General features: G+C 70.8%; 13 protein-coding genes. 7 read left to right on the top strand and 6 right to left on the bottom strand.

Going from position 1 to position 11468, the window contains the following annotated elements:
• Positions 1-27: 27 nt before the first annotated feature.
• The 5 genes from ACGFQC_RS28740 to ACGFQC_RS28720 form a co-directional block, all read right to left on the bottom strand.
• Complete coding sequence (locus ACGFQC_RS28740; RefSeq protein WP_363090121.1) at positions 28-1215, bottom strand: NAD(P)/FAD-dependent oxidoreductase; 1188 nt, start codon at positions 1213-1215, stop codon at positions 28-30.
• Positions 1216-1352: 137 nt separating this feature from the next.
• Positions 1353-1607, bottom strand: a complete 255-nt coding sequence (locus ACGFQC_RS28735) for a phosphopantetheine-binding protein (RefSeq protein WP_363090122.1) — start codon at positions 1605-1607, stop codon at positions 1353-1355.
• Positions 1608-1617: 10 nt separating this feature from the next.
• Positions 1618-3204: an amino acid adenylation domain-containing protein gene (locus ACGFQC_RS28730; RefSeq protein WP_363090123.1), complete on the bottom strand. Its 1587-nt coding sequence runs from the start codon at positions 3202-3204 to the stop codon at positions 1618-1620.
• 138 nt (positions 3205-3342) lie between these two features.
• The gene (locus tag ACGFQC_RS28725; RefSeq protein ID WP_363090124.1) at positions 3343-3939 is read right to left on the bottom strand and encodes an LmbU family transcriptional regulator; all 597 of its coding nucleotides are present in this window, start codon (positions 3937-3939) and stop codon (positions 3343-3345) included.
• A gap of 283 nt (positions 3940-4222) precedes the next feature.
• Positions 4223-4438, bottom strand: coding sequence for an MbtH family protein (locus tag ACGFQC_RS28720; RefSeq protein WP_363090125.1), 216 nt, complete (start codon positions 4436-4438; stop codon positions 4223-4225).
• 405 nt (positions 4439-4843) lie between these two features.
• Between ACGFQC_RS28720 and ACGFQC_RS28715 the strand changes: the two genes are divergently transcribed.
• The 7 genes from ACGFQC_RS28715 to ACGFQC_RS28685 all read left to right on the top strand — a co-directional run bounded on the left by ACGFQC_RS28715 (position 4844) and on the right by ACGFQC_RS28685 (position 9841).
• Positions 4844-5023, top strand: coding sequence for a hypothetical protein (locus tag ACGFQC_RS28715; RefSeq protein WP_363090126.1), 180 nt, complete (start codon positions 4844-4846; stop codon positions 5021-5023).
• Between the two features lie 223 nt (positions 5024-5246).
• Entirely contained in the window at positions 5247-6158 is a 912-nt protein-coding gene (locus ACGFQC_RS28710; protein ID WP_363090127.1) for a thiamine pyrophosphate-dependent enzyme, read from the top strand.
• Complete coding sequence (locus ACGFQC_RS28705; protein ID WP_363090128.1) at positions 6158-7138, top strand: transketolase C-terminal domain-containing protein; 981 nt, start codon at positions 6158-6160, stop codon at positions 7136-7138. The genes ACGFQC_RS28710 and ACGFQC_RS28705 overlap by 1 nt, the downstream gene beginning before the upstream one ends.
• Positions 7135-7383, top strand: coding sequence for a lipoyl domain-containing protein (locus ACGFQC_RS28700; protein ID WP_363090129.1), 249 nt, complete (start codon positions 7135-7137; stop codon positions 7381-7383). The genes ACGFQC_RS28705 and ACGFQC_RS28700 overlap by 4 nt, the downstream gene beginning before the upstream one ends.
• 49 nt (positions 7384-7432) lie before the next feature.
• A complete protein-coding gene (locus ACGFQC_RS28695; RefSeq protein WP_363090130.1) occupies positions 7433-7681 on the top strand; it encodes a phosphopantetheine-binding protein in 249 nt (82 codons plus the stop codon).
• Positions 7678-8616, top strand: coding sequence for a 3-oxoacyl-[acyl-carrier-protein] synthase III C-terminal domain-containing protein (locus ACGFQC_RS28690; RefSeq protein WP_363090131.1), 939 nt, complete (start codon positions 7678-7680; stop codon positions 8614-8616). Before ACGFQC_RS28695 ends, ACGFQC_RS28690 begins: the two co-directional genes overlap by 4 nt.
• 91 nt (positions 8617-8707) lie before the next feature.
• A complete protein-coding gene (locus ACGFQC_RS28685) occupies positions 8708-9841 on the top strand; it encodes a zinc-binding dehydrogenase (RefSeq protein ID WP_363090132.1) in 1134 nt (377 codons plus the stop codon).
• A gap of 113 nt (positions 9842-9954) precedes the next feature.
• Here the strand turns inward: ACGFQC_RS28685 and ACGFQC_RS28680 are convergent, their stop codons facing one another.
• Entirely contained in the window at positions 9955-11139 is a 1185-nt protein-coding gene (locus ACGFQC_RS28680) for a serine hydrolase domain-containing protein (RefSeq protein WP_363090133.1), read from the bottom strand.
• Positions 11140-11468 lie beyond the last annotated feature (329 nt).

Raw genomic sequence — 11468 nt, 5'->3', positions numbered from 1 at the left:
CGGCGGAACCAGGGAGCAAGTCGTCGCTCAGCTCTGGTCGAGCAGGGTCAAGAGTTCGTCGTTGTAGAAGTCGTCGATGGAGCAGGCTCCCGACAGCGTCGAGAAGTACCGGTCGATCAGCTGTTGGTGGCCGACCAGTTTCCGCAGCATCTCGACCCGCCCCTCGGGCTTGAGTTCGGCCACGTTGAGCGCGCCCTGGTAGTGATTGAGGGCCTCGTCGCCCAGCTCGTCCTCGTAGCGCGTCAGCGCCGCCTCGAGCGCGGCGTCGTCGTGCAGCCGCTCCCCGATGTTCTCGGTGAGCGTCTGGGCCTGGACGAAGGCTTCGGTGATGCCGCGGGCGGTGATGGAGTCCTTGTGGTTCACCGCGTCACCGACCAGCACCCATCCGGGCCCGAAGGCCTTGCGGAAGTAGTTCTCCTGGTGCCCCGTGCCGTACAGCTGCTCCACGCGCCGGCCCGCGGACATCCGCTCGTACACCTCGGGTGCCGTCGCGCGGAAGGCGTCGAGATAGGCGGGTTCCACCGCCTTGCGGACGCCGGAGAAGTCCTCCTGCGGGAAGTAGGCCATGAGCAGCGTGAGGTCGTCGTTGGTGGGGATGACGCCGATCCAGCGCCCCGGCCGTTCGTACAGCTCGAAGTGCGCGGGGACACCGGCCCAGTAGCTGTAGTAGGTGCAGGTCATCCTCGGGTGCTCGATGACGTTCCGCGCGCCGGCCTTGCGGGCCACCAGCGATCGCATGCCGTCCGCGCCGACGACGAGGCGCGCCCGGTCCGTCGCCTCGGCGCCGCCGGGCGTCGTGTACCGCACCCCGACGACCCGGTCGCCCTCGAACAGCAGATCGCTGACCGCGCAGGACTGCCGGAACTCCACACCGGCCGCCACGGCACCGTCCGCGAGGATCGGGTCGAGCACGTACCGCCTCGGCGCGTACGTGGTCCGCAGGCCGTCGATCGGCAGGGAGAAGCCGTCGATGCGGACACCGGGCGCCTCGTAGCTCTGGCGGGTGATCGGTCGGCAGCCCGCGTCGCGGAGCCCGTCGAGCAGCCCCCATCGCTGGAGCAGTGCCACGCCCTGCTGGTGGATGTAATGGGAGGACAGCGTGTCCTGCGGGAACCGCGCTTTCTCCAGGAGCAGGACGCGATAACCCTGCCGCGCGAACAGCATGGCCGTCGGCGAACCCGCACAACGGGCACCTATGACAATCACGTCGTACATGGCGCCTCTCTTACCAGGTAGTTTTCGGATCCCGACGCGGCCGCGGCCGAGAATGCCGTCGCGGGTGAGTACGCTGCCGACACAGCGGACAAAAAAACCGCTGCCGGGCACGGAGGTGATGCGTGACGTCGGTTTCGCTACGGGGTTGTCGCACCCAGGGATTCGATGTATTCGGAAATCGACGCCACGGTCGGGTTGAGGAACATCTGGTCCACCGGGACTTCGACGTCGAGTTCCTCGATAAAGGCCCACTGGATTCTGGCCATGATCACGGACTGGCCACCCAGGGCGAAGAAATTGTCGTCGACCGATATGTCGTCGCGCTGGAGTTCACGACACCAGATGGCGTGCACCTTATCGGTAATCATCACAGTCCTCTCGTCGGCCTTCATGGTCCGCCGGTCATGCCGTGGTGCCACTGCCGGCGTACTGCTTCCGGAAATCGTCGGCCAGCGCCGCGCGGTCGACTTTTCCGTGCGGACTCAGCGGAATCCGCGGGACGTTGAGGAACCGGGCCGGAACCATGTTCCGCGGCAGCGTCTCGAGGAGGCGGGTGCGCACGTCGTTCTCGGCGAGGTCGTCGCCCGCGGGGACGACGAACGCGATCAGCTCGGCCTCGCCGGAGCCGGTGCGGGCGACCACGACGGCGGCCTGCCGGACCCCGGCCAGTCTGCCGAGCGCGCGTTCGATGTCGGTGGGGTCGATGCGCATGCCCCGCACCTTCACCTGCGCGTCCATCCTGCCGGCGACGACCAGGTCCCCGGCCCCGTTCACGTGGCCGCGGTCCCCGGTGCGGTACAGCCGGCGCGGTACGCCGTCGACCTCGACCGTCGTGAACCGTCCGGACTCGGGCCCGGCGCCGCCGAGGTAGCCCGCGCCGACGCCGGTCCCGGAGATGCAGATCTCCCCGGACTCCCCCACCCCGACGCCGCGCATCCGCTCGTCGAGGATGTGGATGTCGGTGTTGTGGGCCGGCCTGCCGACGGGCGCGATGTCGTCTTCGCCCGGCCGGTGGCCGGCGAGGTCGAACGACGTCGCGACGTCCGTGCACTCGGCGACGCCGTACTGGTGCAGGAGGGTGCAGTTGTTTCCCTCGCGCCGCGCCCACTGCGCGATCCGTTCGACGTGCAGCGGCTCGCCGCCGAACAGCACGTAGTCGAGGTGGGTGAGCGCCTCGCCGCCACGCGCGGTCTCCCAGTCCACCAGCAGGTACAGCGTGCTGGAGGCGCAGTTCACGACGCGTATCCCGTGCTGGGTCAGCATCCGGTAGGCCATCGCGGCGTCGAAGTTCCGGCTCGCCATCAGGTGCTGGGTGGCACCGCAGAACAACGGCATCATCAGGCTGCGCTGGGAGAGGTCGAACCCGAACGCGCTGACGACCAGGTTGTGGGACCCGGGATGCAGGCCGTACTCGAGCGTCAGCCAGTTCAGCAGGTTGAACCAGCCCTCGTGCCGCACCGCGGTCACCTTCGGCGTACCGGTCGACCCGGACGTGAAGACCGCGTAGCACACGTCGTCCCCGGTGACCGGGGCGTCGGGACAGGTCGCCGGGAGACCCTCGAGGCGGTCGGACAGTTCCTCGAGGTCGACGGTGTCGACGGCCGCGGACTCGACCAGTTGGGCCGTCGCCGGGGAGACCACGATCAGGGTGAGGCCGGGTACCTGCCCCAGCAGCAGCCCCAGCCGCGCCGCCGGGTAGGACGGGTCGAACGGTACGTAGGCCGCGCCGGCCTTCAGGGTGCCGAGGACGGCGACGACCATGTCGATCGAGTAGTCGAGGCAGATGCCGACCTTCGCGCCCCGGCCGTGTCCGTGCGCGAGGAGGAAGTGCGCGAACCGGTTGGCCCTCGCGTTCAGTTCCGCGTACGTCACCCGCTGTCCGGCGCAGAAGACGGCGACGGCGTCGGGGGTGGCTTCCGCGTGCGCCTCGAACCGCTGGTGGACGACGGGCGCCGAGGGCAGGGCGACCCGCTTTCCCTGAAGGATCATCAATTGACTCCGATGTGACGGGTGTCCGGTCGGTCGAGCCGTCGGCACACCACGGGGAAGGGGGTCGGTCCGGCGCCTCCGGTCCGGTGCCTCCGGGCGGACGCCTCCGGGCGGTACGCCCCTGTGCACTGCTCGCTGCTAGGCGCTGCGCCGTTCGGCTGCTTCGAGCACCTGGGCCACCCACTTGTCGACGGGCAGCCCGTGCGCGGCGGCCACCTCCGCGTAGTGGTCCAGCTGGCCGACGGACAGTTCGATGGTGAGCGTGGTGACCTTCCGCGGGTGCTTGTCGGCTCCCGCCGACTCGGCCGGCCGGGGTACTTCCTGCTTCTCGTCGCCGCCGCCCGGGGGGACGTCGGTCCGGTGGTGCTGCTCGGCCAGGCCGGCGCGAACCGCCCTGCGGAGTTCGTTGCGCGACCACTTCTGCTGTTCGGCTCTGCGCAGCCAGTAGTCCTGCTCCGGCGGCGACAAGCGGGTCACCTCGGCGTGGTGGGCGAAGCTGAGGCTGTCCCGCCTGCGGTGGTGCTCGAACCGCCGGGCCACCCAGGCGTAGTTGCGCAGGGTCTGGTAGTCGAGCCCGGTCCGCTCGATCGCCTCCCGGTAGCGCCGCAGCCCGTAGGCGGCCTCCCCGAAGATCAGCCAGTCGGCGAGCCACCACGCCGAGGAGTTCGTGAGCTCGCGCAGGCTGGCCCCGATCCGCTCCCAGGACCGCTCCGACAGGTTCCGCGGGAAGATCATCCCCGACTTCTGCATCCTTGCCTGGTTCCCGACGAAGGGCAGAACCGCATCGCGCTGCGCGGGCTCACCACCGGTGGCCACCGGCCGCGCCTCGTGACTGCTCGCAGTTCTCACAGGACGCTCCCCGAGTTCATCCAGGCGCCGAAGTGTTCGTCCGGACGTACGCCGGGCGTTCGACCGAGCGGCGTCGTCCCGGCCGGGTCCGTGGGCCCGTCGGCGGGCTCCCGGCACATGCGAGGTACGGACATCGTGTTCCACTCCCCCCGGTGGATCCGACCGGCGTTCAGTCCGCCGCCATGGCCTCCCGCAGGCTCCTCGGACGCATGTCGGTCCAGTTGCGCTCGACGTACTCCAGGCACTCGGCCCTGGCCGCCTCGCCGAAGACCACCCGCCAGCCCGCGGGCACCTCGGCGAACACCGGCCACAGGGAGTGCTGCTCCTCGTCGTTGATCACGACGAGGAAACGGCCGTCCTGGTCATCGAAGGGGTTCGTGCTCACGGGCACCGTCCTTAATCGTCACGACGTAAATCGGAAGGGGAAAACACCAGGACCGAACGGCCCCTGTTCGTCACGGGGCGATTCAGGATGGCAATTCGCCGAGGTCTGGGCGACCCCTGACCGTCACGGGGCCATTCGGAATTGCACATCGCCGGGCCGGGCACGGGTTCGCCGTTCGGCGCCGTCCTGTCGACAGGACACCCGTCGTCCGCAGCCACCCCGGAATGCTGACGCCACGCTAGGACCCGACCACCGGCGCCACAAGGGCGGCAGGTCCGCCGCCCGTTCCGCCGGCCGTTCGTCCGGCCGCACCTGTACCCCACTGGGGTCCTGTGCCACGATGACCGCACCGTGGCCCGTGGACGGGCCTGCTCGAATTCGGGATCGGCCCATCTCCTCCCGCCGATGGCGATCGAGAGCGCGCAGTCGATCACGGACCTGCGCGACCGCGCCGACGCCACAACGAGGGCAAAGGAATTCCTGATGGACGCATGGGACGAAGCCGTGCTCGCGGGTGCTTCGCCCGGCGAACCGGTCCGGGCGGACGTGCCGGACGGGTGCGCGGCGGCACCGCCCGCCGGCTAGGGCGTGTTTCGAAAGTGGCGTCGTCCGCCCGAAGGGCAGACGGGACTTTCGAAACACGCCCTAGCGGTCCGCGACCGTCCGCGCGTGAACACCGGCGCCCTCTCCCGCCCGTGTTCCCACGTGCGGCCGCCGGCGTACGGCTCCCCTTCGGCAGAAGGGTCCTCGGGGGTTCCGTGCGGCACGACGACAGAAAGCTCATCGACGAACCCACGACTGGTGATCAATGGACTCGAAGTCAGAACCTGAGTACGCGACGGATCCGGACGACGACACACGACGGTCGCTGTTGCGCCACATGCTGGTGGCGAGAGGCGTCGACGAGGAGGCCCGTCAGCTCCAGAAGCAGGGTGCGCTCGACCTCTGGCTGTCCTGCCAGGGGCAGGAGGCCGCGCAGGTGGGCTCCGCGCTCGCCGTGGGTCCGGCCCCGACCGTCTTTCCCAGTTACCGTGAGCACGCGGTCGCCCTCCTGCGCGGCGTGACACCGCAGGAGCTGGTCGCGCAGTGGGCCGGCCGCACGTTCTGCGGATGGGACCCGCGCCGGCTGCGGTTCTTCCCCTACACCCTGGTCCTGGCCGCACAGACACTGCACGGCGTCGGCTACTCGATCGGGCAGCGGCTGCAGGGGCTGGAGGACTTCGTCGTCGTGTACATAGGCGACGGCGCCACCAGCGAGGGCGACATGTCGGAGGCGATGAACCTCGCCGCCGTCGAGTCCGCGTCCGTGCTGTTCGTCTGCCAGAACAACGGCTGGGCCATCTCGAAACCGGCCGGGGAGCAGATGCGCACCTCGCTGGCCGAGCGCGCCCGGGGTTTCGGGATCGAGTCCGTCCGGATCCCGGGGCAGGACCCGGAGGCCGTCTTCTCGGCCTGTTCCCGGGCCGCCGCCCACGTCCGCGGGAAGCGGGCGCCCCATCTCGTCGAGATCCAGGTGAGTCGCATCCACGGTCACTCGACCTCCGACGCCCAGGAGGTGTACCGCGACCACGACGACATCGCACGGGCCAGGGCCGCGGACCCGGTGACCGCCTACGCGGCCCGGCTGAGCGGCCTGGGCCTGGTGGACACCGCGTGGTTCGACGCCGTCGACACGGAAGTGCGGGAGCTGCGCGAGCGGTTGATGAAGGAGTACGCGTGATGAGCACCGTGCGGTCCGCCGGCCTGGCGGAGTCGATCAACGCGACCCTCGCCGAGCTGCTCGAACAGAACGAGAAGCTGCTGCTGCTCGGCGAGGACATCGGACGCCTGGGAGGCGTGTTCCGGGTGACCCGGGGTCTGCGGGAACGCTTCGGCGAAGACCGGGTGCGCGACTCGCTGCTGGCCGAGTCCACCATCGTCGGCCAGGCCGTCGGCATGACGATGAGCGGGCTGGTGCCGGTCTGCGAGATCCAGTTCGACGGGTTCACCTATCCCGCGGTGAACCAGCTGGTGACCCAGGCGGCCCGGATCGGCGACCGGTGGAACGGGCAGGTGAGTCCGAGCCTGGTGGTGCGGATCCCCACCGGCGGCGGGGTCCGGGGCGTCGAGCACCACAGCGAGTCCAACGAGGCGCTCTTCGCCCGGGTCCCGGGGATCTCGGTGGCGTGTCCCTCCACGGGCGAGGACGCCGACCAGATCCTGCGGTACGCGGTGACGCTCGGTTCGCCCGTGGTGGTGTACGAGCCGATCCGCCTGTACTGGCGGCGCAGCACGCCCGTCCGGGACCCTGAGCCGGCGAGGTCGCCGACCGCGGCCCGGGTCGTGCGGCGTGGCACGGACCTGACGATCGCCACGTTCGGCGCGGTGACCCACGAGGTGCTGGAAGCGGCGCACGCGCTCGCCCCCGAGGTCGACGCCGAGGTGGTGGACCTGCGCTGGGTGGCCCCCCTCGACATGGACACGGTCCTGGAGTCCGTCGCCCGCACCGGGCGGCTGCTGATCGTGCACGAGGGGTCGAAGGACGTCGGCATCGGTGCCGAGATCGCCGCGTCGGTGGCCGAGCACGGCTTCGACGCGCTGCGGGCCCCGGTACGTCGGCTGGCGCCCGACCGCCGCGCCTATCCCCCGGCGGACTCCGAGAAGGACTACCTGATCGGTGTGCAGGAGATCAAGGACGAGGTGCTGGTGATGACGAAGTGAGCGAATCCTCCGTGGACATGCGCGTTCCCGGCTTCGGGCACGGCCTCGGTGAGGCCCTGCTGGTCGAGTGGGTCGCCGGTGTAGGCGACCGGGTCGAGCGGGGAGACGTCATCGCGGTCGTGGAGACCGACAAGGCCAGCACGGAGATCGTGGCGGAGCGCGGCGGACGGGTCACGGCCCACTCCGCGACGGCCGGCACGATCCTCAGGTCCGGTGAGGTGCTGTACCGGTTGACGGCCGACTGAAGGACTGTCCCGAGCCCCAGAGATCCAGTCACTTGGACGGAGAAGGAACATGAGCGACATCGAAAGCCGTATCGCGGACGTCATGCTGGCCAAACTGCGCGAGCGCGAACCGTCGTTGGGTCCCGACGACCTCACCCGGCCGGTCGCCGACCTCGACCTCGACTCCCTCGACCTGGTCGAGCTGCACCAGCAGCTGGAGGCCGAGCTCCAGGTCAAGGGCGACCTGAGGGAGACCGCGGGCTTCGCCTTCCTGGACGACTTCAGCACCTATTTCGTGAAGCTGGCGAGCCGGGGATGAGCGCGGGCATCGTCGACGTCTCCACCGCGAAGCCGGGCCGGACGATAGGCAACGACCACTTCGCGTCGATCGGTCTCACGGACGAGTGGATCCGGCGCCGCAGCGGCATCGCGGCCCGCTCCTGGCTGCCGGAGGAGACCCCGCTGGCGGAGGTGGCGGCGGAGGCCTGCGCGCCGATCGTGACCAGGCTGGACGACACCTCCTCGATCGGTGCCCTGGTCGTCGTCAGCACCTCGGTGCGGCAGCGCGTCCCGGGTGTCGCGCAGAAGGTGGCACAACTCCTCGGGCTGGGGCCCTCGGTGCTGGCCTTCGACATGAACGCGGCCTGCTGCGGCTTCGTGTACGGGCTGGTCACCGGGCTCTCGCTCTGCGACGCGGGACAGGCGCGGTCGGTCCTGGTGTGCTCGGTGGAGGCCATGTCCCGGCTGGTCGACCACGGGGACCGGCAGACGGCGTGCATCTTCGCCGACGGCTCCGCGGCCGTCCTGCTGGAGGACCGCGCGGAGTTCGCGGGCTTCCGCCAGGTCGCCGGCTGCGACGGCGCCCAGGAGGCGCTCATGCGGGAGACCGGCGCGGGCGGCATCCACCTCGACGGGATGCAGGTGTACGACCGCGCCGTGCGCCGGATGTCGGAGTCGGCGCAGTACCTCTTCGACCACGGCCCCGCGCCGACCGTCCTGGTCGGCCACCAGGCGAACGGCCGCATCCTGGAACAGGTCCGCGGCTTCACCGCCCATCTCGGCGTGCCCTTCGTGAACCGGATCGAGAACTCCGGGAACACGTCGTCCGCCTCGATCCCGCTGGCGTTCGCCGAGGAGCTGGACGCCGGCTCCCTGCCCGCCGCGGGCCGGCTCGGGGCCGTGGCCTACGGCGCCGGTGAGGCGTGGGGCGGTGTCTCGGTGGACTACCGGCTGCCGGCCGTCACGGCCCCCTGACCGCGCCGGGACCCCGGGAACCCGGGAACGTACTCGATCACAGGAGGTTGTCATCTACTCACCACAAGCCTGGGTCCTGCACTCCGGTGCGGTGGCCGGCCCACAGGACGGCGGACCCGGCGGCGCGCTGCGACGCGGCCGGTTCGCCTTCGGCCCGCTGGACGAGGGGGAGGCGCTGGTGGAGCCGATCCTCGGCTCCTGGGAGGCCAACGTCGACCACGCGCTGGCCCGTTCACCGATCGACGTGTGCAGCAGCCGCGGCGAGGACGCGGTGGTCCTCGGCAACCTGGGCGTGGTGCGCGTGCTCAAGGTGAACGCGGGGGGCCGGGACGTCCGGGCCCGGGAGGGGGACCTGTGCCTGCTCCTGCCGTTCGGCAGGCTCGACCGCTTCGGCTACGCCGAACTCGCCTACGCCTACGACGCCCCCCACACCATCGGCCTGCTGACCGAGCGGTCGAAGATGGACGCACGGCTGCTGCTGCCGATCCCGGACGGCACGGCGTACTCGCTGCCCCAGTGGGCCACGTACGGGCGGTACTTCACCGCCTGGGACAACTGGCGCAAGGCGTACGGGTGCTGGCGGACACAGGTCGCCGACGACGATCCGGCGAACCACCTGGTGTTCGGGTGGGGAGGCGGTGTGGCCTTCGCCGAGCTGATGCTCGCCAAGCGGGCCGGCTTCCGGGTGGCGATGACGGCGGGCTCGGACGAGCGTGTCGCCTTCCTGCGGGAGAACGGCATCACCGCGGTGGACCGCCGCCGGTTCCCCGCCCTCTCGCTGCCCACCCGGGAGGAACGGACGGACCGGGACCGGCACCAGCGGCGCCGGACGTCGGTCGGGGAGTTCCTGGACGTCGTCAGTGAACTCAGCGACGGCCACGGGGTCGCGGTCTTCGTGGACAACATCGGCGAGCCCCTGTACGACGTCACCCTGAGGGCCCTGGCCCGCGAGGGGGTCGTCACCACGTGCGGCTGGAAGGCGGGGATGCGCCTGTCGCACCTGCGGGGGGCCGAGTGCATCAGCCGGCACATCCACGTGAACACGCACGTGTGGCGGCTGCAGGACTCACCGGGCATCCGGGACTTCCAGGAGGCCGAGGGCTGGATGGCGCCGAAGGGGTCGGACGTGATCTACGACTTCGACCGGGTGCCCGAGCTGGCCGACGACTACGCGAACGGCAGGATCGGGTCGTACTTCCCGATGTACCGCGTGAACCCGCTCTGACCGGCCCGTACGGGTGACAGGAACCGGCCCCGGTGTCCGCGTGGACACCGGGGCCGAGCGGTTGGGGAGCCGGAGGGGCGAGCCGGTCCGGGAGCGGGCGGCCCGCCCCGGCGTCAGCGGGAAGGCGTGTCGCAGTACTCGGCGTTCAGGACGGTGAGGATGGTCTCCGCCCCCCAGTTGCTGTTGTAGTTGAAGGTGAGCTGGTGGCGGCCGTCCTCGGTGGTGGCGGCGAGGGAGATCCAGCCCACCGTGCCCCCGTCGTGGTACCACAGGGTGGTGCCGCAGCTCAGCCGGTACCTCTCGATGCCGAGCCCGTAGGACGAGCCCGGGAAGTCGGGGTTGTCGACGGTCGTCTTCATCTCCTTCAGCTGCTGCGGCGGCAGCAGTCTCCCGCGCATCAGGGCCCCGTAGAACCGGTTCAGGTCGTCCGCGCTGGAGATGATGTCGCCGTTGCCCCAGCCCTGTGATCCGTTCACCTCGGTGACGTCGTCGATCCGCTCCGGTGCCGACCGGAACAGCCTGGAGTAGCCGCGGCTGCTCGGCCGGGGCAGGTGGACGCCGGTGCCGGGGTGGGACGTCGCCTTGAGCCGCAGGGGTTCGATGATGCGGTCGCGCACCTCGTCCTCGTACGACCTGCCGCCGGCCCTCTCGACGATCAGCGCGGCCAGGAGGTCGTTGGTGCTGGAGAACGCGTGCCTGGCACCGGGCTCGAACAGCGGCGCGTGGGACAGGGCCGCCCGCACGCGCTTCCCGGGCGTCAGGGTGTCGTACCGGTGCCGGAGGTAGCCGTCGCCCATCAGGTACGTCTCGGCGTACTCCTGGTCGGCGAGGTAGTCGAACAGGCCGCTGGTGTGGTTGAGGAGCTGCCGGACGGTGATCTCGCGGCCGTCGTTGCCGTTGCCCTTCACCAGGCCGGGCAGGTGGTGCTCCACGGTGTCGTCGAGGTCGAGACTCTTCTCCGCCTCCATCTGGAGGAGGACGACCGCCACGAACGTGTCGGTGATGCCGCCGACGCGGAACCGGTCGTTCTTGCCGCGCGGCGCACCCGTCTCCAGGTCGCCCACGCCCGACGCCGCCTTCCAGACCCCGTCGGCGTCCCGTGCCTGGGCGGTGATGCCGGGGACACCGGCCTTCACGGCCGCGTCCATCGCGTGCTGCGTCGCCCGGTGGCCGGCCGCCGCGGGAGCGGTGTCCCGCGGCGCCTGGGCGGGAGCCGTGAAGGCGGTGGCCGCCATCGCGACCGCCGCCAGACCGACCGCGCCGGTTTTCGAGCTCTTCCGTATCGTCCGTATCGTCATTCCGTACTCCTGGGGGTCGTGTCCGGTCGGATGCGTGCCGTACTCGTGCGTCGTGCGGTCCGTCGGCGGCAGCGTGGGTCCCCGGGTCCGGGTGCGGGGCGCTCGTGCGGCAGGGCCGCGGACGACGACGGAGTGGTCGAGCGGTACGCCCGGGTGCGCGCGGGACCCGGGCACCGGGCACCGACGCCACGGGGCGCGCGGGCCGAGGGAGCCTGCCAGGGGCGCGCCGAGGATCGCGCCCGGGGGCGGTCCCCGCCGGGGCGGGGACCGGACCGGGGCGTCGCACCCCGGACCGCGGCCCTGAGGTGTGGCGGCGGCGTTCGGGACGG

The organism is Streptomyces sp. NPDC048734 (assembly GCF_043198675.1).
Classification (GTDB): domain Bacteria; phylum Actinomycetota; class Actinomycetes; order Streptomycetales; family Streptomycetaceae; genus Streptomyces.
The sequence above is the reverse complement of the archived record's forward strand: the minus strand, read 5'-3'. Positions and strand labels throughout refer to the sequence as shown.